Source organism: Porphyrobacter sp. YT40 (genome assembly GCF_006542605.1).
GTDB lineage: Bacteria > Pseudomonadota > Alphaproteobacteria > Sphingomonadales > Sphingomonadaceae > Erythrobacter.
Genome location: NZ_CP041222.1, coordinates 3629518 through 3652854, shown reverse-complemented (window position 1 = coordinate 3652854; position 23337 = coordinate 3629518). Strand labels below are relative to the sequence as shown.

General features: G+C 67.3%; 23 protein-coding genes and 1 riboswitch. Of the genes, 11 read left to right on the top strand and 12 right to left on the bottom strand.

Features of this window, described 5'->3' with window-relative positions; translation table 11 throughout:
• From E2E27_RS17160 to E2E27_RS17140, 5 genes are all read left to right on the top strand, one after another.
• Complete coding sequence (locus E2E27_RS17160; RefSeq protein ID WP_141461242.1) at nt 1-1374, top strand: alkaline phosphatase PhoX; 1374 nt, start codon at nt 1-3, stop codon at nt 1372-1374.
• A 24-nt stretch (nt 1375-1398) separates the two neighbouring features.
• Nucleotides 1399-1962, top strand: coding sequence for a hypothetical protein (locus tag E2E27_RS17155; RefSeq protein ID WP_141461240.1), 564 nt, complete (start codon nt 1399-1401; stop codon nt 1960-1962).
• A 122-nt stretch (nt 1963-2084) separates the two neighbouring features.
• A complete protein-coding gene (locus E2E27_RS17150) occupies nt 2085-2561 on the top strand; it encodes a Dps family protein (protein WP_141461238.1) in 477 nt (158 codons plus the stop codon).
• A 69-nt stretch (nt 2562-2630) separates the two neighbouring features.
• The gene (locus tag E2E27_RS17145) at nt 2631-3245 is read left to right on the top strand and encodes a 6-phosphogluconolactonase (RefSeq protein ID WP_141461236.1); all 615 of its coding nucleotides are present in this window, start codon (nt 2631-2633) and stop codon (nt 3243-3245) included.
• Nucleotides 3245-3724 (top strand): NUDIX hydrolase, encoded by a 480-nt coding sequence (locus tag E2E27_RS17140; RefSeq protein ID WP_141461234.1) that lies wholly within the window; start codon nt 3245-3247, stop codon nt 3722-3724. The genes E2E27_RS17145 and E2E27_RS17140 overlap by 1 nt, the downstream gene beginning before the upstream one ends.
• Here E2E27_RS17140 and dinB read toward each other — a convergent pair.
• Nucleotides 3721-4851, bottom strand: coding sequence for a DNA polymerase IV (gene dinB, locus E2E27_RS17135; protein ID WP_141461232.1), 1131 nt, complete (start codon nt 4849-4851; stop codon nt 3721-3723). The two genes, E2E27_RS17140 and dinB, sit on opposite strands and share 4 nt — an antisense overlap.
• 128 nt (nt 4852-4979) lie before the next feature.
• Between dinB and E2E27_RS17130 the strand changes: the two genes are divergently transcribed.
• The gene (locus E2E27_RS17130; RefSeq protein ID WP_141461230.1) at nt 4980-6254 is read left to right on the top strand and encodes a multidrug effflux MFS transporter; all 1275 of its coding nucleotides are present in this window, start codon (nt 4980-4982) and stop codon (nt 6252-6254) included.
• Nucleotides 6255-6256: 2 nt separating this feature from the next.
• On the opposite strand, the gene E2E27_RS17125 is transcribed toward E2E27_RS17130, so the two are convergent.
• The 8 genes from E2E27_RS17125 to crtY form a co-directional block, all read right to left on the bottom strand.
• Nucleotides 6257-7810: an acyl-CoA carboxylase subunit beta gene (locus tag E2E27_RS17125; protein WP_141461228.1), complete on the bottom strand. Its 1554-nt coding sequence runs from the start codon at nt 7808-7810 to the stop codon at nt 6257-6259.
• 98 nt (nt 7811-7908) lie between these two features.
• Nucleotides 7909-9843, bottom strand: coding sequence for an acetyl/propionyl/methylcrotonyl-CoA carboxylase subunit alpha (locus tag E2E27_RS17120; RefSeq protein WP_141461226.1), 1935 nt, complete (start codon nt 9841-9843; stop codon nt 7909-7911).
• Nucleotides 9840-10346, bottom strand: a complete 507-nt coding sequence (locus E2E27_RS17115; protein WP_141461224.1) for a hypothetical protein — start codon at nt 10344-10346, stop codon at nt 9840-9842. The genes E2E27_RS17120 and E2E27_RS17115 overlap by 4 nt, the downstream gene beginning before the upstream one ends.
• A gap of 57 nt (nt 10347-10403) precedes the next feature.
• Complete coding sequence (locus tag E2E27_RS17110; RefSeq protein ID WP_141461222.1) at nt 10404-11357, bottom strand: phytoene/squalene synthase family protein; 954 nt, start codon at nt 11355-11357, stop codon at nt 10404-10406.
• Nucleotides 11358-11365: 8 nt separating this feature from the next.
• Nucleotides 11366-11947, bottom strand: coding sequence for an LOG family protein (locus tag E2E27_RS17105; protein WP_141461220.1), 582 nt, complete (start codon nt 11945-11947; stop codon nt 11366-11368).
• A 127-nt stretch (nt 11948-12074) separates the two neighbouring features.
• Nucleotides 12075-12503: a hypothetical protein gene (locus E2E27_RS17100; RefSeq protein ID WP_141461218.1), complete on the bottom strand. Its 429-nt coding sequence runs from the start codon at nt 12501-12503 to the stop codon at nt 12075-12077.
• Nucleotides 12500-13951: a phytoene desaturase gene (locus E2E27_RS17095; RefSeq protein ID WP_353653639.1), complete on the bottom strand. Its 1452-nt coding sequence runs from the start codon at nt 13949-13951 to the stop codon at nt 12500-12502. The genes E2E27_RS17100 and E2E27_RS17095 overlap by 4 nt, the downstream gene beginning before the upstream one ends.
• A gap of 107 nt (nt 13952-14058) precedes the next feature.
• The gene (gene crtY, locus E2E27_RS17090) at nt 14059-15360 is read right to left on the bottom strand and encodes a lycopene beta-cyclase CrtY (RefSeq protein ID WP_141461215.1); all 1302 of its coding nucleotides are present in this window, start codon (nt 15358-15360) and stop codon (nt 14059-14061) included.
• Between the two features lie 159 nt (nt 15361-15519).
• On the opposite strand from crtY, the gene E2E27_RS17085 reads away from it, so the two are divergent.
• The gene (locus E2E27_RS17085; RefSeq protein WP_181443496.1) at nt 15520-16452 is read left to right on the top strand and encodes a MipA/OmpV family protein; all 933 of its coding nucleotides are present in this window, start codon (nt 15520-15522) and stop codon (nt 16450-16452) included.
• Nucleotides 16453-16458: 6 nt separating this feature from the next.
• Here E2E27_RS17085 and E2E27_RS17080 read toward each other — a convergent pair whose 3' ends face one another.
• Complete coding sequence (locus E2E27_RS17080; protein ID WP_181443495.1) at nt 16459-17247, bottom strand: DUF2059 domain-containing protein; 789 nt, start codon at nt 17245-17247, stop codon at nt 16459-16461.
• Nucleotides 17248-17409: 162 nt separating this feature from the next.
• Between E2E27_RS17080 and E2E27_RS17075 the strand changes: the two genes are divergently transcribed.
• From E2E27_RS17075 to E2E27_RS17060, 4 genes are all read left to right on the top strand, one after another.
• Nucleotides 17410-18690, top strand: coding sequence for a metal-dependent hydrolase family protein (locus E2E27_RS17075; protein WP_141461210.1), 1281 nt, complete (start codon nt 17410-17412; stop codon nt 18688-18690).
• A complete protein-coding gene (locus tag E2E27_RS17070; RefSeq protein WP_141461208.1) occupies nt 18687-19304 on the top strand; it encodes a DUF2585 family protein in 618 nt (205 codons plus the stop codon). The genes E2E27_RS17075 and E2E27_RS17070 overlap by 4 nt, the downstream gene beginning before the upstream one ends.
• Nucleotides 19305-19337: 33 nt before the next feature.
• Nucleotides 19338-19450, top strand: a riboswitch (TPP riboswitch).
• Nucleotides 19451-19491: 41 nt separating this feature from the next.
• Nucleotides 19492-21363, top strand: a complete 1872-nt coding sequence (gene thiC / locus E2E27_RS17065; RefSeq protein ID WP_141461206.1) for a phosphomethylpyrimidine synthase ThiC — start codon at nt 19492-19494, stop codon at nt 21361-21363.
• Nucleotides 21356-21835, top strand: a complete 480-nt coding sequence (locus E2E27_RS17060; protein ID WP_141461204.1) for a DUF1579 domain-containing protein — start codon at nt 21356-21358, stop codon at nt 21833-21835. Before thiC ends, E2E27_RS17060 begins: the two co-directional genes overlap by 8 nt.
• 23 nt (nt 21836-21858) lie before the next feature.
• Here E2E27_RS17060 and E2E27_RS17055 read toward each other — a convergent pair whose 3' ends face one another.
• Together E2E27_RS17055 and E2E27_RS17050 are read right to left on the bottom strand one after the other, a co-directional pair.
• Nucleotides 21859-22614 (bottom strand): GGDEF domain-containing protein, encoded by a 756-nt coding sequence (locus tag E2E27_RS17055; protein WP_141461202.1) that lies wholly within the window; start codon nt 22612-22614, stop codon nt 21859-21861.
• Nucleotides 22615-22678: 64 nt separating this feature from the next.
• Complete coding sequence (locus E2E27_RS17050; protein WP_234036107.1) at nt 22679-23263, bottom strand: YaiI/YqxD family protein; 585 nt, start codon at nt 23261-23263, stop codon at nt 22679-22681.
• Nucleotides 23264-23337: the final 74 nt, after the last annotated feature.

The window sequence follows — 23337 nt, the reverse complement described above, 5'->3', positions numbered from 1 at the left end:
ATGACTCTCATCGCCCCCGCGCCCGACCGCCGCCGCTTCCTCGGCGCCACAGCCTCCGCCTTTGCCGCTCTGGCCGCTAGCGGTTGCACGATCCGCACTGCGGGGCGCGACGGCGCGCCTGGCGCGGTGCGCCCCGCAGCAGGCGGCTTTGCGGGCTATGGCCCGTTGCGCCCCGACCCTGCCGGGCTGCTCGATCTGCCCGAAGGCTTCTCCTACCGCGTGATCTCGCGCCTCGGCGATGCGATGGACGACGGCGGGACCGTGCCCGACCGCGCCGACGGGATGGGCTGCTTCGACCTTGGCAATGGCGAGATCGCGCTGGTGCGCAATCACGAGCTGCAACCGCGCCACGATGCGGGCGGGCCGATCGCCAAGGGCTTCGGCAAGCGGAATGGCGAATATGTCCCCGGCGGCACCACCACCATCGTGCTCGACGCGGCGACCCTCACCGTGAAACGCCAGTTCCGAAGTCTCGGCGGCACGATCCGCAATTGCTCGGGCGGGGTGACGCCGTGGGGCAGCTGGCTGACCTGCGAGGAAGCACCGACCGGACCGGGCCAACCCTATGGCGACGGGCTGGAGCGCGACCACGGCTGGGTGTTCGAAGTCCCCGCTGCGGCGCGCGGGCTGGTCGATCCGGTTCCGCTCACCGCGATGGGCCGCTTCAATCACGAGGCCGCCGCGGTCGATCCCGCGACCGGCATCGTTTACATGACCGAAGACCGCGACGACGGGGTGCTCTACCGCTTCATCCCCAGAACCCCCGGCAGGCTGGCCGAGGGCGGGCGGCTTCAGGCGATGTCGATCGAGGGTCTGCCGGATTCGCGCAACTGGGCAACCGCGCTGATGGCACTGCGCAAGCCCTACCGCGTCACATGGATCGACCTCGACGAGCTCGAGGCTCCCAAAGACGACCTGCGCCTGCGCGCCGCCGCCAAGGGCGCGACTTTGATCGCGCGGGGCGAAGGGCTGCACATGGGCGTGCAGCGCGGGCAGTCCGAGGTTTTCGCCTGCTGCACCAGCGGCGGGGCGCAGCAGCTGGGGCAGATTCTGAGGCTCACGCCGGGCCTCGCGGGCGCGCCCGATTCGATCGAGCTGTTCTTCGAGAGCGCAAGCAAGGACCAGTTCGATTACGGCGACAACCTCACCGTCGCCCCCAACGGGCACCTGATCGTGTGCGAGGACCAATATACCGCCATCGTCGACAACCACATTCGCGGGATCACCCCGGCGGGCGAGGCCTATACCCTCGCCCGGCTGACCGCGCAGACCGAACTGGCGGGCGGATGCTTCTCCCCCGATGGCCGGGTGCTGTTCGTCAACGCCTATGGGCCGACCGCGACGCTGGCGATCACCGGCCCGTGGGCCGCGTGACGGGAGCAGGGTGACGGAGAGGGCGTGGACGGGTTCCTGATCGCCGCGCTGCTGACCTTCGCGCTGGCGACAGGCGGGCGCGATCAGTGGATGGTGGCGCGCTGGGCCGATGGTCTGGGGCCGAGCCGGGGGTTGCTGGCGGTGGCGGTGCTCTCCGCGATTGCCTCGGCGGCGGCTATGGCATGGATCGGCGCCGAATTCGCCGCGCTCCTGCCGCGCCGTGCCGGGCAGATGCTGGTCGCCTTTGCGCTGGGGGCTGCGGCGCTGGAGCTGGCGTTTCCGGTGCGCCTGAAATCGCCGCAGGAACCGACCCGCTCTCTGGGTGCAATCGCCATCGTGCTGCTCGCCCGGCAGATCGGCGATGGCGCGCGCTTTGCCGTCTTCGCGCTGGCGGCGTGGAGCGCCGTGCCATTCACCGCAGGACTGGGCGGCGCGCTGGGCGGGGCGGCGGCGGTGGCGGCCGGGTGGAGCGCGGGAGGCGCGACGCTGGCGCGCTGGCCGCTGCGGACGCTGCGCCTCATTCTTGCTGCAGGGCTCGCTTTGGCGGCGCTGTTCGTCGGACTGGACTCCCGCTTCCCCGCGGCATGACCACCAGCCATAGCGGGCGAAGTGCGGCAGCGATGAAACATTTTCGTCGCTGCGCTGTTGTATCGGCAACCCTGTCATGCAGGCGCGGCATTTTCGCGCCGCCAACACCAATGGAGATTCCCATGGCCGACAAGAAAGCCAATTCGAAAGCCGCCCTTATCGACGAACTCAACGGTCTGCTGGCCGATCACTTCGCGCTCTACACCAAGACCAAGAGCTTCCACTGGCATATCACCGGCCCGCGCTTCCGCGACCTGCACCTGCTGTTTGACGAGCAGGCTGCAGAGATCCGCAACCAGATCGACGTGATCGGTGAGCGCGTGCGCAAGCAGGGCGGCATGACGCTGACCTCGATTGGCGCGGTCGCCAAGCACACCCAGATCAAGGATCAGGACAAGACCGACGTCGCGCCCGACGACATGGTCAAGGAACTGCGCGACGATAACCAGAAGATGGTCGATCGCCTCAAGGGCATGAAGGAACTGGCCGAAGAATCCGGCGACAACGCCACCGACGGCCTGCTCGACGACTGGACCGACATGGCCGAAGAGCGGGTGTGGTTCCTGAGCTCGATTCTCGGGGAACAGGTCTCGGCCTGACACCATAGCCCGACGTTATAGAAGGGCCGCTCCCATTGCCGGGAGCGGCCCTTTTGCTATGGTGCGGGCATGGACGACATCACGATGATCGAAGGCGCCGATTCCGGTGCCGTTGCCGATTGGCTTGCCCTGCGACTTGACGGTTCGGGTGCGATCACGATCCCCGGCGGATCGACCCCCTTTCCCATACTGGAAAGCTTGATCGAGCGCGGCGGGGTCGACTGGAGCGGCTGGCAGGTCTGGCCCAATGACGACCGCATCGTCCCCGAAGACCACGTTGCCTCCAACACCGGCAAGATCCGCGCGCTGCTGGAACCGGCAGGCGCGGCCATCGTGCCGCTGGCCGAGGACGCCGCCCCGCCCGCCTTCGCGCTGACCTGGCTCGGCATGGGGCCGGACGGGCACATTGCCTCGCTGTTCCCCAACACCGACCCCAAGGTCGATGACCCTATGGCGATCCGCCGCCTGACCCCCGACCCACTCCCCGCCCACGCGCCCTTCGACCGTATCACGCTGACGATCCCGGCGCTGTGCGACACGCAGGCGCTGGTCTTCACGCTCGGCGGCGCGGCGGACAAGCGCGCCGTGTTCGAAGCCGCCATGCGCGGCGCAAACGACCTGCCCATCGGACGCCTGCTCGGCGAGGCGCGGCGGCGCGGCATTCCCGTTACCGTGTTCGCCTGATGCCGCACCTCGTCCCCGCTCCGCTCCACCGTGCGCTGCTGCCGCTGGCGCACCGCGTAAGGCACCGCTGGCGGCGCTGGCGCAAGGCCCCGATTGCGGGGGTGAGCGTGATCATCACCAATCTCGCGGGCGATGTGCTGCTGCTGAAACACTCCTATGGCCCCGACGTGTGGAGCCTGCCCGGCGGAGGGCTCGGCAAGGGCGAAGACCCGGTCGAGGCCGCCCGGCGCGAAGTGCGCGAAGAACTCGGCGTCGATCTGCCCAGGTTCGAGCCGATTGGCACCCTGGAAGAGGTGCTGTCGGGCTCGCCCCACACCGCGCATATCTTCACCGCCGTGTGCGACCAGCGTCCGCAGCCCGACCGCCGCGAGGTGACGGTGGCGCGGTTCTTCCCCTCGCACTCGCTGCCCGAACCGCTGGGCACCACCACCCGCGCGCGGATCGCGGTGTGGAAGGGGCGGGGAACCGGACGGAACTAGAGCAACCGCAATTGCGCTTCGTCGCGCGGCGGCTTGTCGTCCTCGGCCCCTTCCAGCCCCGACAACGTCAGCCCCATCAGCCGGATCGGCCCGCGCAGCGGCAGTTCCGCCTCCAGCAGTGCGCGCGCCAGCCGGGCGAATTCCTCGCGGCCCTCGACGAAGTGCGGCAGCGAGGTCGCGCGCGTCATGATCTGGAAATCGGTGAACTTCAGCTTCAGTGTCACCGTCCGGCCCCGCGCGCCTGCCGCCTCGATCCGCTCCCACACGATGCCGATGATCGTTTCGAGCGTATCGCGCAGGGCCCCGCCGCTGCCGATGTCCTCCGAGAACGTCCGCTCCCCGCCGACCGACTTGCGGATGCGGTGCGCGGCGACGGGCCTGAGGTCGATCCCCCGTGCGGCGCGGAACAGGTAATCGGCCATGCTGCCGAAATGCTGCCGCAGGAAGGCGATGTCCTTCGCAGCGAGATCCGCGCCGGTGAGGATGCCCAGCTTCTGCATTTTCGCCTCGGCCTTGGGCCCGACTCCGTGGAACCGCCGGATCGGCAGCCCGGCGACGAACTGCGCGCCTTCGCCGGGGCGGATCACGCACAGCCCGTCGGGCTTGTTCTGGTCGCTGGCGAGCTTGGCGAGGAACTTGTTGTAGCTCACCCCCGCGCTGGCGGTCAGCTGCGTTTTGGCGCGGATTTCCTGCCGGATCAGCGTGGCAATGCGGGTGGCGCTGCCGATGCCGAGCCGGTCTTCGGTGACATCGAGATAGGCCTCGTCGAGGCTCAGCGGCTCGATGATCGGCGTGTAATGCTCGAACACCCGGCGGATCTGACGGCTGGCTTCCTTGTAGGCATCGAAGCGGCTTTTCACGAAGATGAGGTCCGGACACAGCCGCTTGGCCGTGATCGAGGGCATGGCGCTTCGCACTCCGAATTTGCGCGCTTCGTAACTCGCCGCCGCCACGACCCCGCGCCCGCCCGCGCCGCCGACCGCCACGGGCTTTCCGCGCAATTCGGGATTGTCGCGCTGTTCGACGCTGGCGAAGAAGGCATCCATGTCGACATGGATGATCTTGCGCAGACCGGGCTGGTCTGCGGGCGCATCGTCATCGGCGGAAAGGGGCGGCGGCGCGGCCATGCCCGTGCAAATAGAACCTTGGGCTGCGGGAAGGAACCGTTGCTGGAACATTTCGCGCGGCGCATCATTTTGTGCAGATGCGAAAAGAACAGTGGTCATCGGGCGAACCGGCGGGCAAGGGCCCCCAGATGGCCACTTCGCACGCCCCCTCGATCCCTGCGCGCAAGGCTCTCGGCGATACCGAGCTGTTGTGGATGATGGCGCTGCTGATGGCGCTCAACGCCTTCGGCATCGATGCCATCCTGCCCGCGCTCGATCCGCTTGCGGCCGATCTGGGCGTGAGCGGGAACGACCGGCAATTCGTGATCGGCATCTATCTGCTGACCGGCGGCCTCGGCTCGCTGGTGCCCGGCGCGTTGGCGGACCGTTTCGGGCGGCGACCGATCCTGCTGGGATCGGTGGCGGTCTATATCGTGCTCTCGGTGTTCTGCGCGCTCGCGCCCAGCTACGACGCGCTAATCGCGATCCGCGCGGTGCAGGGCTTCTTCGCCGCCGGAATCGTCGCGCTGCCACCGGCCATCATCCGCGACCGCGTGGGCGGCGACAAGATGGCGCGGATGATGAGCCTGATCTTCGTGATCTTCCTGATGGTGCCCGCCGTCGCGCCGACCGTGGGCGAGGCGATCCTGCAAACTTTCGGTAGCTGGCGCGCGATCTTCGCAGCGATGGCGGTGCTGGGCGTAGCGATGGGCCTGTGGGTCTTCATCCGCCTGCCCGAGAGCCTGACCGAGGCCAACCGCCAGCCGATCCTGCCGCGCACCATCGCCCGCAATATGACCCGCGCGCTCGCCCTGCCGAGCACTTTCGGCTACGTGATCGGCAGCGCGCTGGTGTTCGGCGCGCTGTTCGGCTTCATCAATTCCTCGCAGCAGCTCATCACCGAGACCTTCGGCGCGGGCGATATCTTCCCGCGGATCTTCGCGATCTGCGCCGGGTCGATGGCGGTGGCGAGCTGGTCGAATTCGCGCATCGTCGAGCGCTTCGGCGCGCGCCGGGTGAGCCACACCGCGCTGTTCGCCTTTATCGGGGTGAGCGCGTGCCAGGTGTTCTTCGCTTTCCAGCCCGAAGAAGAGCTGTGGGTCTTCGTGCCCCTGATGGCGATCAACATGGCGCTGCTCGGCTTTATCGGCAGCAATTTCGGTTCGATCGCGATGAACCCCTTCTTCAATATCGCCGGCGCGGCGAGCTCGGCGCATGGCTTCGTGCGCATGACCACCGCCGCGCTCCTGGGCGGGGCGATCGGCTACGCCTATGACGGCACCGCGCGCCCGTTGGCGCTGGCCTTGCTGGCGAGCGGGCTTTCCTGTCTGGTGCTGGTGCTGCTGAGCGAGAAGGGCAAGCTGTTCGGGCCGTCGGATGCGGAAGCGGCATTGGGCGCGGAACCGAATAATCAGGCCGTTTAAGCCTAGCTCTCGGTCCCCAGCCTTCTCCACGCCAGCCCCGCAAATTCGCACAGCAGCGGCCGCGTGTCGCGCGGGTCGATGATGTCCTCGACATTGAAGCGCTCGGCGCTGCGGAAGGGCGAGGTGACTTTCGCGAGCCTTGCGCGGATTTCCTCCAGCAGCGCCGCCGGATCGTCGGAGGCTTCCAGCTCCGACTTGTAGGCGACCTCCAGCCCGCCCGCGATCGGCAGGCTCCCCCAGTCGCCGCTCGGCCAGCAATAGCGGTACTGGTAGCGCTCGGCATTGCTCATCGCGCTCCCGGCGATGCCGTAGGCGCGGCGCAGCACCACGCACGCCAGCGGCACCGTGGCGCGGTAGATCGCATTCATCGCATTGACGCCATAGCGGATCGTCCCCGCCATCTCCGCCTCGCGCCCGATCATGAAGCCGGGGTTGTCGACGAGGTGGACGATGGGCAAGCGGAACTGGTCGGCAAGGCGCACGAAGCGCTCGACCTTCTCGGAGGTCTTGGCCTCCCACGATCCGCCGAGGTAGCTGGGGTCTGAGGCAATGACGCACACCGGCCAGCCATCGAGCCGGGCGAAAGCGGTGATTGCCGCGCGGCCCCAGTGGCGGCCGATTTCGAACACGGTGCCGGCATCGAACACCATCTCGAGGCAGCGGCGCATCGAATAGACCTGCTTCTCCTCGCGCGGCACTAGGGAGAGAAGCGCCTCCTCGCGCCGGTCCGCCGGGTCGCCGGTTTCGACGCGGCGGGCGGGCTGGCCGACATATTCGGGCATGAAGCCGAGGAAATGCCGCGCGCGGGCGAAGGCCTCGGCCTCCGAGGCCACCTCGTCATCGACCACGCCGTTGCGGGTATGGATCGCGCTGCCGCCTAGGGCTTCCTTGGCCTCCTCGTGATTGGCCGCGCCGCCCTTGTAGGCCTCGCCCAGCCCGTCGACCACGGCGGGGCCGGCGGCGAAGATCTGCGAGAGGCCCTTCACCATGATTGAATAGTGGCTCGCTACCGTGCGCGCCGCACCGAGGCCCGCTGTCGGCCCCAGCGCCAGCGCCACCACCGGCACGGTGTCGAGGTTGGTCACCACATCGCCCCAGCCGGGCACGGCGGGAATGTAGGTCGCGCCGATCTGTTCGAGCGTCTTGACGCTGCCGCCGCCGCCCGTCCCGTCGATCATGCGGATGATCGGGAGCTTCAACTGATGCGCCATCATCTCGGCCTGCACCATTTTGCGGGCAATCCCCGCATCCGCCGCGCCGCCGCGGATGGTGAAATCGTCGGCGGTGGCGACGACGGGTCGGCCATTGATGGTGGCCTTGCCGAACAGGAAGGGGGCGGGGGTGACGCTTTGGAGGTCGCCATTGGCGTCATACTTCGCGCTGCCCGCGATCTTGCCGATCTCGCGGAAGGAGCCTTCGTCGCACAGCGCCGCGAGCCGCGCGCGGGCGTCCATCTTCCCGCGCCCATGCTGGCGCGCAACCTTGTCCGCGCCGCCCATCTGCTCGGCGAGGGCTTCGCGTTGCCGCAGTTCTTCGAGTTCCTTGGCCCAGGTCATTCCCACCCCTTAGGCAAACCGTCATCCCAGCGAAAGCTGGGATCGTTGTCGATGTCGTGCCCGGTGGAAGGCGATCCCAGCTTTCGCTGGGATGACGGTTATTCCCCCGCAGGCACCACCCGGCAGAGCACCGCCTCGACCTGCACCTGCCCGCCCGCGCTGACGGCCAGCCCCTCGACCACGCCGTCGAAGGGTGCGGTGAGGGCGTGTTCCATCTTCATCGCCTCGAGCACCATGAGCCGCTGCCCGGCGGTGACGGCCTGGCCCTCGGCCACATCGACCGCGATGACCTTGCCCGGCATCGGCGCGATGATCGCACCATCGGCGGCGGAGGCTTGGCCTTCCCCGCCAGCGCGGGCGATGCGCAGCATTCGCGTCACGCCATCGTCGGTGACGAGATAGCCGTGCGGGGTCTCTTCAACCCACAGGCTTTCGTCGATGGACTGATCGGTGAAGGCGAACTCGTAGTCATTTGCGCCTTCGGTCAGGCGCACCGTGGCGGGCGCTTTGTCGCGGTTGAGGCGCAGGCCAAGGTTCGACCAAGGCCCTTTGTCGGTCGCGAGATAGGTTTCGCGAATGTCGGTCGCCTTGCCGCCCAGCACCTTGTCGATCACCATATGCGCGACTGATTGCAGCGCCTTGTTGGACGGACGCTCGTCGGGAATGAAGTCGTCGAGATTGTTGCCGATGAGCCCGGTGTCCATCGTCCCGTCCTCGAAATCCTGATCGTACAGCAGGAGATTGAGGAACCCGGCATTGCTCTTGACCGGCCAGCATTCGACGCCGGAGGTCATGTCCTTCATCGCTTCGATAGCATCCTGCCGGGTGTCAGCGTGGACGACTAGCTTGGCGATCATCGGATCGTAGAATGGCGAGATCTCGTCTCCCTTCTGCACACCGGTTTCGTTGCGGAAACGGCGCTTTCGGGTGAGATGGGGGAGGCGGAAGTATTCCAACCGCCCCGTGCTCGGTAAAAACCCCTTCGCCGGGTCCTCCGCATAGAGACGCGCCTCGATCGAATGGCCGTCGATCGACAGCTCGTCCTGCCGCTTGGGCAGCGGCTCGCCGCTCGCGACGCGCAGCTGCCATTCGACCAGATCGACCCCGGTGATCTCCTCGGTGACGGGGTGTTCCACCTGAAGGCGGGTGTTCATCTCCATGAAGAAGATGCGGTCTGCCCGCAGGCCTTCTGAGGCATCGGCGATGAATTCGATCGTGCCTGCGCCCTCGTAATCGACCGCCTTGGCGGCGCGCACGGCGGCGGCGCAGATCGCTTCGCGGGTGGCTTCGTCCATGCCGGGGGCGGGGGCTTCCTCGATTACCTTCTGGTGGCGGCGCTGGAGCGAGCAGTCGCGCTCGAACAGGTGGACGACGTTGCCGTGGGCATCGCCGAACACCTGCACCTCGATGTGGCGGGGCGAGGTGATCCACTTTTCCAAGAGCACTTCGTCATTGCCGAAGCTGGCCTTGGCCTCGCGGCGGCAGCTTTCCAGCGCGGCAGCGAAGTCGGCGGGGGCGTCGACCTTGCGCATCCCCTTGCCGCCGCCGCCTGCGACCGCCTTGATGAGGACGGGGTAGCCAATGGCCTCGGCCTCCTTGGTGAGCCGCTCGACTGACTGGTCCGAGCCGTCATAGCCCGGCGTCACCGGCACGCCCGCCGCGCGCATGAGCTGCTTGGCGGCATCCTTCAGACCCATCGCACGGATGCTCGCAGGCTTGGGGCCGACCCAGACGAGGCCTGCGTCTAGCACGGCCTGCGCAAAGTCGGCGTTCTCGGACAGGAAGCCATATCCGGGGTGGATCGCATCCGCGCCCGTCTGCTGGGCTGCCGCGATGATCTTCGCCCCCACCAGATAGCTTTCGGCAGCGGGCGAGGGGCCGATATGCACGCTCTCGTCGGCTGAGCGCACATGCAGCGCCTTGGCGTCGGCATCGGAATAGACCGCGACCGTCGCGATCCCCATGGCGCGCGCCGTGCGCATGATCCGGCAGGCGATCTCGCCGCGATTGGCGATCAGGAGCTTCTGGATCATTGTGCAGGTGCCTCCGGTGCGCCGAGGCGGGTGCATTCGCTCGGCGGCTCCATGGTGAAGCTGGTGTTGGCGACTTTCCAGCCGTCCGCGCCCTTGACGAGGCTCAACGAATTGATCCCGCAATGGGTGGTCTTGCCGCCGGCCATGAAGCGATAGGGGCCCCAGACATGCGCCATGTCGCCATCAATATCCACGGCCTGATTGAACATCCGCTCGTCAAGCCCGGTCGGGGATTTGAGCCAGTTTTCGAGGTGCTGGGCGACGGGAACGAAGATGATCTTGGGCGCGTCCGGGTCCATCCTGTCATGAATGGTTATCATCGCGCGCGCATCCATGTGCTCGGCCAGCGCGGTCTTGTCGTCATTGCGCAGAGCCTTGAAGAAAAGAGCGACGGCGGTGTTCACCTCACCGAGGGGAGTCACATGGATCGTATCGTCGCCCGGTTCCTGCGCGGCGAGCGGCGCGGCGGCGAGGGCGGCTGTGATTGCGAAAATGGCTTTCATGCCTGTCGGATTAGCCCGACTTGGTTGCAAAGGAAACCGCTTCGCCTCATCCCAACGTCACCCCCTGGGCCGGTAATCCGCAATCCCCCAGTCGATCCCGCCCGGCGGCATCTTCTCGCGGTTGAGCACCGCCGAGAGGAACGCGCGCACGCCATACAGCGCCTTCTCGCCCCTCGGCACGTAGGTGCGGCTGTTCCATGCCTCGGGCCCGCGCTTCCTCACCTTGCGCCCGATCGCGCCATAGATGCGCGCGGCCGACAGCACCGCCCAGCGGCTGCGGAAGGGGAGCTTGGCCGCGCCCACGCGCGCCGCCGCTTCATGCTTTTCCACCAGCGCCACCAACCGCGCGGCCATTTCGGCGAGTTCGGCGCGGTGGTGCGGCTTGGTGTGCTGGCCGGGCTCGATATCCTGTTCGGCGAGCCATTCGATAGGCAGGTAGCACCGCCCCGCCGCGTCATCTTCCACGATATCGCGCGCGATATTGGAAAGCTGGAAGGCAAGGCCGAGATCGTTCGCGCGGTCCAGTGTCTCCTGATCCTGCGGCGAGACGCCCATCACCACCGCCATCATCACGCCCACCGCGCCCGCGACATGGTAGCAATAGCGCAGCATGTCGGCCTCGGTACGCGGCCGCCAGTCTTCGGCATCGAGCTGGAAGCCGGCGATCACGTCCTCGGCCATTTGCGGTGTGAGCCCCACTTCGGCGGCCACCACGCCCAAAGCATCGAAAGCCGGGTCGCCCGTCGGCTGGCCTGCAAAGGCGAGCGCAGTCAGGCGGCGGATATGCGCGAGACGCTCGGCGAGATCGGACTGGTCGCCCAGCTCGCCGCCCATGTCCTGATTGTCGGCAATGTCGTCCGCCCGGCGGCACCAGGCGTAAAGCAGCCAAGCGCGCTCGCGGGTCTCGCGGTCGAACAGCCGCGCGGCGGCGGAAAAGCTCTGCGAGCCCTGCTTGATCGACAGCCGGGCGTGCTCGACCAGCGCGGCGCGGGTTGCTGCATCGACCGGCATGGCTTGGCCTAGAGCTCCTCGGCCTTCATGCGGAAGATCGGGGTGTGGGGCTGATAGGCCTCCATCTTGGCGAGCAGCTCGTGGATCGAGGTCGCCGCGATCAGGATGTTCTGGTGCGCGGGTCGCACGAAGCCGACCGCCGCCATCTTGGCGTTGAAGGCGAGCAGATCGTCATAGAAGCCGAAAGCGTTGAGGAGGCCCACCGGCTTGGAATGATAGCCCAGCTGCGACCAGCTCATCGCCTCCCACAGTTCGTCCATCGTGCCGACCCCGCCGGGGATGGTGACGAAGCCGTCCGACAGATCGGTGAAGCGATGCTTCCTTTCGTGCATCCCGCTGACGGTGACGAGTTCGTCGCAATCATGGTTGGCGACTTCGGCGCGCACGAGGCTCTCGGGGATGATGCCGATCACCTCGCCGCCGTTCTCCTTCGCCCCCTTGGCGACCGCACCCATCAGGCCAAGCTTGCCCCCGCCATAGACCAGCCCGATCCCGCGCGCGGCGAGTTCCGCGCCGACTTCGTAGGCCAGTTCGACATAGCGCGGATCCTCGGGCGAGGCCGAACCGCAATAGACAGCGAGGCGTTTCATGAGGCCACCCCGGAAGGCGCAGTATGGCGGAGGGGCGAGCAAGTCATCGTCTTCGTTCTCTCATCACAGATATCGACCAGCCGCCTAACCCCGGCGTCGATATCTTCAAGCACAAGTTTTGCCGGGCCTATTTCTCCGCCGCCCGCTCCCCGGTGCACGCATGGGCCAGCAGCGCAAGGTCGCCGGTCGAGAGCGGGGTGCTGGCGAAGGTCATGTCCACCGTCGTGATCGGTGCGCGGCGGTTGTCGCCATAGCGCGAGAGGAACAGCCAGCTTTCCTTCATCCCGATTTTCCGCGCGGGGCAATCGACCGCCATGATCGCATCGAACAGCATCGGTTTGCCGTCGGAATCGGTGAGGTTCATCCGCACCAGCACCAGTTCCACGGGCCGCCCGTCGACCTCGCCCTGCTTGTGCCAGGTCGGATCGATCCAGCCTTCGCCCTGATCGTCGACCGCAAGCGATTGCCATTGCGGCGGATGCCCGATCTCGGCGAGCGGGGAAGGGCCCATCATGGCCACCGTCCCCGCCAGCAGAGCGGCGAGCAGCGCCGTCACGCAGGCACCTTGGCCAGATCCTCCAGCATCAGCCCGGCGGTCGCCTTGGCGCTGCCGACCACGCCCGGAATCCCTGCGCCGGGGTGCGTGCCCGCGCCGACGAGGTAGTAATTGTCGATCACGTCATCGCGGTTGTGGCCGCGCAGCCAGGCGCTTTGCCACAGCACGGGCTCAAGGCTGAAGGCGCTGCCCATGTGGGCGTTGAGGTCGGCCTTGAAGTCCGTCGGCGCGTAGCTGAACTTGGTCACGATCCGCTCGTGAATGTCGGGGATCAACCGGCGGCCGAGCTCGTCGAGGATCATCTTTTCCAGCTTCGGGCCGACCTCGTCCCAATCGAGCGGCATCTTGCCCATGTGGCTGACGGGGACGAGCGCGTAGAAGGTGCTCTTGCCCGCCGGGGCCATCGAGGGGTCGCTGACCGTGGGATGGTGGAGGTAGATCGCGAAATCTTCCGGCACCACGCCGTTCTTGTAGATGTCGTCGAGCAGGCCTTTGTAACGCTTGGCGAACAGAATCATGTGGTGCGGGATGCCAGGCCAGGTGCCCTCCAGCCCGAAGTGCACCACGAAGAGCGAGGGGGAATAGCTCTTGCGGTTCAGCGACTTGGCCATCTGCTTGCCGCGATCGGAACCCGACAGCAGATCCTTGTAGGAATGCATGATGTCGGCATTGCTCGCGACCGCATCGAAGCGCTGCTTGAAGCCGCTCTTCGTTTCGACTTCCGTGGCCTTGGTGCCGAGCGTGTGCACCTGCACCACCGGATCGCCCACGCGCATCGTGCCGCCCAGCCGCTCGAAATGGCGCACCATCCCCGCGATCAGCCGGTTGGTGCCGCCGCGCGCCCACCACACGCCGCCGTCCTTTTCCAGCTTGTGGATCAGCGCGTAGATCGACGAGGTGTTCATCGGGTTGCCGCCGACCAGCAGCGTGTGGAAGCTCAGTGCCTCGCGCAGCTTCTCATTCTCGACATAGCTGGAAACCATGCCGTAGACCGAACGCCAGGCCTGCTCCTTGATCAGCGCGGGCGCGGCCTTGAGCATCGACTTGAAATCGAGGAAGGGCACGGTGCCGAGCTTGAGATAGCCTTCCTTGTAGACCCGCTCCGAATATTCGAGGAAGCGCGCATAGCCCGCCACGTCCGCGGGGTTCAGCTTGGCGATCTCGGCGTTGAGGCTGGCCTCGTCGTTCGAATAGTCGAAATTCGTCCCATCGGGCCAGTTGAGGCGGTAGAAGGGCATCACCGGCATCAGCTCGACATCTTCGGCGATGTCGTGGCCGGTCAGCGCCCAGAGTTCCTTGAGGCAGGGCGGATCGGTGATCACCGTCGGCCCGCCATCGAAGGTGAAGCCGTCGCGCTCCCAGAAATAGGCGCGCCCGCCCGGCTTGTCGCGGCTTTCGATCACGGTCGTCGCGATCCCCGCCGATTGCAGCCGGATGGCGAGCGCCATGCCGCCGAAACCCGATCCGATCACGCAGGCGGTGCGGCCGGCATAGCGTTCGGCCAGCGCCGGGTTCACGCCTTTCGCACCCGAGAGGTTGAGCTTCGCATCGGCGTTCATGCCGGGGTCTCCATGTTGAGAGGCTTGGTGTCTAACGGTTTCGCGTCCAGGGGTTTCCCGGAAGAAAATAGCGCACGGATGGCGCGGGGGATAGCTACGGGCGGCTTGCCGGTAAGGATGCGCAGCCGGTCGGGCCAGGTCGACCTGCCCGCGTAGAAGCGTTCCACCAGAGCCCCGCGCAGCGCGTAGAAATGCTCGAACACCACCACCCGCTTGCCCGGATCGGCAGCCTCGAACAGCATCCGGCTGAGCATCCGGTAATAGGAGGTGGCCCGCCAGTGGCGCTTGGCCCGGCGCTGGCAGAAGGCGGCGAGTTCCGCGCCCGAAAGCTCGGGCTTGCGCGCCAGAAGGTGCGCGATGGCCAGCGCATTATCGACCGCGAAGGGCACGGTGTAGCTGGTGAGCGGGTGCGAGAACCCGCCGCGTGCGCCCGCCAGCGCCACGCCGGGGATCGCGACTTCGGCGCTGGCGGCGGCAAAGTCTCCGCCCGAAATCACCGGCAGAATGCCCGCTTCCTGATCGACGATCTCGCCCTTCCAGCCCTTGCGATGGGCATATTCGGCGATGCGGCCCTTCAGCACCCCGGCGTCCATCCTGGGCTGGTCGGCGTAGTAGGTGTCTTCGATGAAGACATCGGTGGGCGACAGCGGCAGGACATAGACGAAGCGATAGGCCTCGCCATTGCCGTGCGGGGCGAGCTGATCGACGCTCGCATCCATGATCACCGGGCGGGTGAGGCCGTGCGGCGTCTCGCAGCGATATTGCTGGCCGAGGAACACCTGCCAGCCGCCCGACAGCGCCTTGGACGGCGCGAAGGGACGGCAATCGATCACGCGTCGCGCCGCGATCCGACGGCCATCGCTCAGCGTCACGCCGTCCGCATCGAGACTGGCGGCTTTGGTGCCCAGCATCACGCATTCGCCGGGCAGTTCGTCCATCAATGCGCGGTGGAATTCGGCGCTGGCGAGCGAGCGGTACGCGGTGGGCAGGGTGCGGCCATAGGCGGGGAAAGTGATGTCATAGCCCTCGTCCCAGCCATTCAGCGTGAAGCCCGCCATCAGCCCGCGCGCGCCGGGGCGGATATCGGTTTCGAACCAGCTCCAGCGATGGTGCCCGCCGAATGTCCGCCCTGTCTCGATCACCGCAAAGCGGCAGCCGGGTGCGTGGCGGTGGAGCGCGAGCGCGATCAGACCGCCCGCCAGCCCCCCGCCGACGATTGCGACATCGAGCGGGGCGACGTCGGCACCCGTATCGGGGGCGGATGTCTGCGGTGCCGGGGTGGGGGTTGAATCGACCATCAAGCCTCTGCCCTAGGCCAGCCTCGCGCGATGGGCAATCGCGCAAGCGTGAACATGATGTTGCAACATCTCGCGCGGGAACCTAAGCGCGCGCCGCTGTTTGAGGTGGCAGACCTGCCGCCCCTGCAACACGGCCCTGCTCGCAACAAGGATCGCACCATGTTCCCCCGCCCGATGCTGTCTCCGCTGGCCGTGATGGCTGCGCTCGCCGCCGGCCCCGTGCTGGCCGAGGAGGTCGAGGAAAGCGCCGCCGAAACCGAGGCGGAAGCCGATGTCACCGTCCAGCCCGCCCCCGGCACGCCGCCGATCCCCTTCGCGCGGCCGGTGTTCGACGAGACCTGGGCCACCATCGGCCTCGGCGTCGGGATGGTGCCGAGCTATGCCGGGTCGGACGATTACATCGCCTTCCCCCTGCCGCTGATCGTGGGCCGTGTGGGCGGGGTGGGGATCAGCCCCAACGGGCCGGGCTTCGTGCTCGATCTCAATTCGCCCAAGCCCTCCTTCGCCCCGCGCAAGGGGCCGCGCGTCGCCTTCGGCCCGGCGTTCCGGTTCCGCAACGATCGCAACAACCGCATCCGCGACGAAGTGGTGGCGCGCGCGGGCACGCTCGATGCGGCGCTGGAGGTGGGCGGCAATGTCGCGGTTGCGTTTCCCAATGTGGTCAAGCCCTTCGACCAGTTGAGCCTCGGCGTGCAGACCCGCTGGGACGTGCTGGGCGCGCATGGCGGGATGATCGTCGAGCCGCAGATCAGCTACCGCGCGCCGGTGGGCCGCAGCTTCGCCTTGCAGGTGCAGGCGAGCGCCGAGATCGTCGATGACAGCTTTGCCGATTACTACTTCAGCGTCAGCCCCGCGCAAGCGACCGCGACCGGCCTGCCGCAATTCCGCGCCGGGGGCGGGCTCAACCGCATCGGCACGGTCGCGATCCTGACCTGGGATCTCGACGGCAAGCCCTTGAACGGCGGCTGGGCGATCACCGGCGTCGGCGGCGTTTCGCGGCTGCTGGGCGATGCGGCCGATACGCCCTACACCGCCACGCGCGGCGACCCCAACCAGTTCATCGCCGGACTGGGGCTCGCCTACACGTTCTGAGCGGGTTTACTGCGGGAAGCGCTTGGCGAAGACTGCCTCCACCACCGCCACGATCTCGGCATCGTCGGCGGGGCTGAGCGGTTCGTTCTCCATCTGGGTGCGCAGACGGTTGATCTGCGGGCTGATCCGCTGGAGCTTCATCAGCGCCGGGTTGGCAAGCGCCTCACGACCGATCGCCTCGATGTCGCTCTTGTCCATCTGGGCCATGCCCTTGGTCACGGCCTCGGTGATGTCGCCGCGCACCTGCGCCTCGGTCACCGGCTGCTCCTTCATGCCCGCAGCGATCACGCTTTCCATGCTGTAGTTGGAGATCACCCCGCCCATCAGCTTGCGGCCAAGGTCCGAACGGTAAAAGGCGGCCACATTGCTCGCCTCTTCGGGGGTGAGGTAATCGGCCATCACCGCCATCATGCGCGGGCGATAATCCTTGGTGACGCGGTCGTTGTGCCGGTCGATCACCGGGCGCATCCCGGCGAGAATTTCGTCCACCAGTCCGGGACTGGCCGCATCGGCGGCGCCGACATTGGGATCGGCGCGCAGCTGCTGGCCGACCACCGCCATCGCATTGGCGAGCACGATGTCCTTGTCGACCGCGCCTTCGATTGCGAGGATCAGGTCGGAATAGGCGGGATGATCGGGCTGCGGATTGGCGATCGTGGCCGCGGCGGGCGCGATCATGCGGGGGGCGGGCGGGGCCATCGGCGGCGGGGCCTCCTGTGCCATCGCCGGGGTGCCCAGCACGAGCATCGCCGCCAGCAGGCCGCGGCCATAACGCATCGCAGAAATTCGGATCATTCTTACGCCCCTGTCTTCGTCTTGGAATCGCAGGCGAACATAGCCAGCCGCGCGGCGGCGCCCAAGCGAATAGTCCGATCGCCCGCGTTTTTCGTCGAGGCGCTTGCCTTGGCGGCGCGCGCGCGCCATCACTTCGCGAAAGCACGAGAGGGGAGACAGACGATGCCGACATTCCGCCGCCTTGCCATGACCGCCGCCGCGCTGGCGAGCACCGCGCTGGCCGGCCCGCTGGCCGCCGAGACCATCGCGATCCGGGCCGGGTCAGTGATCACCGACGCCGCGAGCGAAGCCACCGGCCCGGCGACGATCCTGATCGAGGACGGGCGGATCGTCTCGATCACCCCCGGCGCCGATCCCGTCGCCGCCGACCGTACGATCGACCTCTCGTCCAAGACCGTGCTGCCCGGCCTGATCGATCTCCACACCCACCTCACCGGCGATCCGGGCGGCGATTTCTGGAAGGAAGCGACCGAGCCCGACGAATGGGGCGTGGTCGTCGGGGCCAAGAACGCGCGGCTGACCGCGCTGGCGGGCTTCACCACGGTGCGTGAGGCTGGTAGCGGGCGCGACACCGCCTTCGCGCTGCGGCGCGGCACGGCGGACGGGCTGGTGCCGGGCCCGCGCATCGTCGCGGCAGGCCCGGCGCTGGCGATCATCGGCGGGCACGGCGACGTCAACGGCTTCCGTTCCGAGGTCAACGAACTGCTCGATTCCGGCTTCACCTGCACCGGCGCGGTCGAATGCGCGGCCAAGGTGCGGCTCGCGAGCCAGAACGGCAGCGACGTGATCAAGATCACCGCCACCGGCGGCGTGCTGTCGCAGCAGGGCCGGGGCCTCGAAGCGCATTTCACGCCCGAGGAGATGAAGGCGATTGCCGACACCGCACACAGCCTCGGCCTCAAGGTCATGGCCCACGCCCACGGCGCGCGCGGCATCCAGCAGGCCGCCGAAGCCGGGATCGATTCGATCGAGCACGGCACCTATCTCGATGAAGCCGCGGCGAAGGCGATGAAGGCCAACGGCACCGTGCTGGTGCCCACGCTGATGGCGCTGGAGGGCGTTTCCGAGGGGCTGGGGAAGGGCATCTACACCCCCGTCGTCGAAGACAAGATCCGCGCGGTCCAGCCGCTGATGGCAAGCCTCGTCAGCCGCGCCCGGCAATATGGCGTCACCGTCGCCTTCGGAACCGATGCCGGCGTCTACAGCCATGGCCGCAATGCCGAGGAACTGGCGCTTATGCGCAAGCAGGGCATGAGCGACCGCGAAGTGCTCGCCAGCGCCACCACGGTGGCGGCGAAAGTGCTCGGCATGGAAAGCCAGATCGGCAAGCTCGCGCCGGGCTATTCGGCAGACATCATCGCGGTGGACGGCAATCCGCTGGCGGATGTGACGGTGCTGGAAGAGGTCGATTTCGTGATGGTGCGGGGCAAGGTGATTGAATGACGGGTGAGCGCGTGACCGGCGGGGCGCTCGTCCCCGACCGGCGCACGATCCTCGTCGCGCTCGCCATCACGGCGGCCACCATCGCGATCCTGCTCGCGATGGGCCGCACGCCGATCTGCGAATGCGGCTATGTCAGCCTGTGGCACGGCCAGATCAACGACGCGGGCAACAGCCAGCACATCACGGACTGGTACACGCCGAGCCACATCATCCACGGCATGATCTTCTACGCCTTCGGCTGGTGGCTGTTCGTGAATCGCGGGATCGGCGGGCCGCAGGGCTTTCGCTGGGGCTTCCCGCTCGCGGTGCTGCTGGAGGCGGCGTGGGAGGTGCTGGAGAACACGCCCATGGTGATCGACCGTTTCCGCGCCGTCACCGCCAATTTCGGCTATTCGGGCGACAGCGTCCTCAACTCCGCCGCCGACATCGGCTGGATGAGCTTCGGCTTCTGGCTCGCGCTGCGCCTTCCTGTGAAGGTGACGGTGGCGCTGGCAATCATCGGTGAGTTGGTGGCGGGCTATGTGGTGCGCGACAATCTGACCTTGAACGTCATCATGCTGCTGTTTCCGATCGATGCGATTGCCGATTGGCAGGCCGCGGGCGGCGTGGCGTGACGCTGGACTTGAAGCCGCCGTTGGCCTAATCCCTCTCTATCCCCGGGGAGCCTGCTTGATGGCTGAGAGGTGGGTGTAAGCATCCCACGACCCGTCGAACCTGAACCGATTAGCATCGGCGGAGGGAGTGGGCTGGTCGCTGTGCCACGGTTCCCGCTCGCTTTCCGCCTTGAGGAGAGAGAGCATCATGGCCGACATCAATTCCCCGGTAGAAATCGGCGTCACCACCGGGCCGATCCGCGGCAGCCGCAAGGTTTACGTCGGCGCGCGCACCGGCAGCGGCATCCGCGTCGCCATGCGCGAGATCGACCTTGAAGGCGGCGAGCCGAGCGTGCGGGTCTATGATACCTCCGGCCCCTACACCGACCCCGACGCGCGCATCGACATCAGCGCGGGGCTCCCACAATTGCGCCGCGACTGGATCATGGCGCGCGGCGATGTCGAGGCTTACGATGGGCGCGAGGTGAAGCCCGAAGACAACGGCCAGCTCGGCCCCGACCGCTCGGGCGGCGTCCCGCAGTTTCCCAACACCGTCAAGCGCCCGCTGCGCGCGCGTGCGGGCATGAATGTCAGCCAGATGCACTATGCCCGGCGCGGGATCATCACCCCCGAGATGGAATATGTCGCCGAGCGTGAAAATCTCGGGCGCGAAATCGCCGCCGACCTGATCCGCGACGGCGAAAGCTGGGGCGCGGAGATCCCTGATATCATCACCCCGGAATTCGTCCGCTCCGAAGTCGCGCGCGGCCGGGCGATCATCCCCTCCAACATCAACCACCCTGAGTCCGAGCCGATGGCGATCGGGCGCAACTTCCTCGTCAAGATCAACGCCAATATCGGCAACTCCGCCGTGGCCTCTGACGTGGCGAGCGAGGTCGACAAGATGGTCTGGGCGACCCGTTGGGGCGCGGATACGATCATGGATCTCTCCACGGGCCGCAACATCCATGACACCCGCGAATGGATCATCCGCAACTCCGCCGTCCCCGTGGGCACCGTGCCGATCTATCAGGCGCTCGAAAAGGTCGGCGGCATTGCCGAGGAACTGACCTGGGAAATCTTCCGCGACACGCTGATCGAGCAGGCCGAACAGGGCGTCGACTACTTCACCATCCACGCGGGCGTGCGCCTGCCCTACATCCCCTTGACGGCCAAGCGCGTCACGGGGATTGTGTCGCGCGGCGGCTCGATCATGGCCAAGTGGTGCCTCGCCCACCACAAGGAGAGCTTCCTCTACGAACACTTCGACGAGATCACCGAGATCATGAAGGCCTACGACATCGCCTATTCGCTGGGCGATGGCCTGCGCCCCGGCTCGATCCGCGATGCGAACGACGAAGCGCAATTCGCCGAGCTCTACACCTTGGGCGAACTCACCAAGCGCGCCTGGGAGCAGGACGTGCAGGTAATGATCGAAGGCCCCGGCCACGTGCCGATGCACAAGATCAAGCAGAACATGGAAAAGCAATTGGAGGCGTGCGGCGAGGCGCCGTTCTACACCTTGGGGCCGCTCGTCACCGACATCGCGCCGGGCTACGACCACATCACCAGCGGCATCGGGGCGGCGCAGATCGGGTGGTATGGCACGGCGATGCTCTGCTACGTCACGCCCAAGGAGCACCTCGGCCTGCCCGACCGTGACGATGTGAAGGTGGGCGTGGTGACCTACAAGCTCGCCGCCCACGCGGCGGACCTCGCCAAGGGCCACCCCGCCGCACAGGTGCGCGACGATGCGCTGAGCAAGGCCCGCTTCGAGTTCCGCTGGCGCGACCAGTTCAACCTGAGCCTCGACCCCGAAACCGCCGAGCAATACCACGACCAGACGCTCCCGGCGGAAGGCGCGAAGTCGGCCCATTTCTGCTCGATGTGCGGGCCGAAATTCTGCTCGATGAAGATCACGCAGGAAGTGCGCGACTTCGCCGCCAAGCAGAACGCCGGGATCGACACCTTCGTAGCCTCCGAGGCCGAGGCGGAGGCGGGCATGGCCGAGATGAGCGCCAAGTACCGCGAGGTCGGCAACCAACTCTATGTCGGCGCGGGGGACAGGGAGCATGACTGACCCCGCACCCCCCTCGACCGATTTCGACTTCGAGTTCGGGCGCTGGCGGGTCCACCACCGGCGCCTGAAAACCCGCCTTGCCGGGGCCGACGACTGGGAGAAGTTCTCCGGCACCAGCGAGACCCGCCCGGTGCTCGGCGGCAATGGCAATATCGAGGACAACCTCCTCCACATCGCCTCGGGCAGCTACCGCGCCATCGCCATCCGCTCCTTCGATGCGGCGAGCGGCACCTGGGCGATCTGGTGGCTCGACCAGCGCGCCCCCCATGCGCTCGACGTGCCGGTGATCGGCCGGTTCGAGAACGGCGTCGGCACCTTCCTCGCCGAGGACACGCACGAAGGCCGCTCCGTCACCCTGCGCTTCCGGTGGCTCGACACCGACACCGACCGCCCGCGCTGGGAACAGGCGCTCTCCGCCGATGGCGGCGCGACGTGGGAAACCAACTGGACGATGGATTTCGAGCGGGCCTGACACGCCCCTCGGGCAAGCCCCCCTCAGGCCCGCGCCTGATCGCGTTCGGCCACGCGCTGCGGCACGCGCGGCATCACGCAATTGCGGCCCTGCTGCTTGGCCTCGTAGAGCAGCGCATCGGCGCGCTTCAGCGTCGTGCCGATCGGCAGCGAGGGGTTGTGCGACGTGCAGCCGATGCTGATCGTGATCGCCAGCCTGCGCCCGTCCACCACCATGCCCAGCATCTCCACCGCCAGCCGGATCGACTCCGCCTCGAGCAAGGCAATATCGGGATCGGCCTGCGGCAGGAACACCGCGAACTCCTCGCCCCCCAGCCGCCCGACCAGCCCGCGCGTCCCCACCACCTCCTGCACCGCATGGGCCAGCATCCGCAGCACCTCGTCCCCCGCGGCATGGCCGAAGGTGTCGTTGATCCGCTTGAAGTGGTCCACATCGCAGATCATCAGCGAGCCGGCATCGGGCCAGGCGCGCACCCGGTCGAGGAAGTGCGAGCGGTTGAGCGCCCCCGTCAGCCCGTCATGGCGCATGTGATCGTCGACCCGCGCGATGGTCTCGTGCAGCAGCCGGATGATCGAGAGCGCCATGTAGGCGATCGGCGGAGCGATCAGCAGCGGGATGAAAAAGGCGATGGCGATCCCCAGCATTGCCGCGCCGAGCGGGACGCCGAGCACCCCGATCAGCACCCCGCCGACCACCAGCACCGGCGCCGCCACGGCGATCAGCGTGATCAGCGCTGTGTAGCGGAGCACCTGCTTGCGGGTGGTGACGAACAATCGCATCGCGCCCCGCCTTGCGGCAAAAGATTTGCGATCCGATTAAGCGTCGGGTGAGGATCGGCGGGCGTCAGCGCCCACGCAGCCCCACCATCACCCGGTTGAGCGCCTGCAGGAAGCGCGAACGGTCCGCCTTGCCGAAGGGCGCGGGGCCGCCGCCCGCCGAGCCCGTGGGTCCGTCCATACCGGCGCGCAGATCGGCCATGATCGCGCGGGTGGCGATCGCGCCGCCGATGCTGGCGGGGGTGAACTCGTCGCCCTTGTGCCCCAGCACCCGCGCCCCGGCCTTGAGGCAGCGCTCGGCGAGCAGGATGTCGCCGGTGACGACCACGCACTTGCCCTTGGGCAGCGCCTCCGCCGCCTCGGCAATCCAGTCATCCGCCGCGTCATATTTTGGGCCCTCAGGCGCCGGGCGCTGGGCATCCGCCCAGCTTGGCTTGCGGCCTAACCGGCCGGCGGGCGGTCGCCCTTGCGGTTCAGTGCCTGAACCGTGACCATCGCTCACGACAACGCGCTTCACCCGCGGGCTGTCGGGGATGCGGAACGGCGCGTTGCTGACCACGCGAACCTCGGCGCGGTAGCGTTCCGCGACGCGGTAGATCTCGTCCTTCACCGGACAGGCATCGGCGTCGATCAGAATGGTGATGGGGGGCATGGGGTGGGCTTAGCCGAGTGGGGTGGGGGGCGTAAGGGGGACGCCGGTTGTTCCGGCACGTGGAGGGGGCGGCT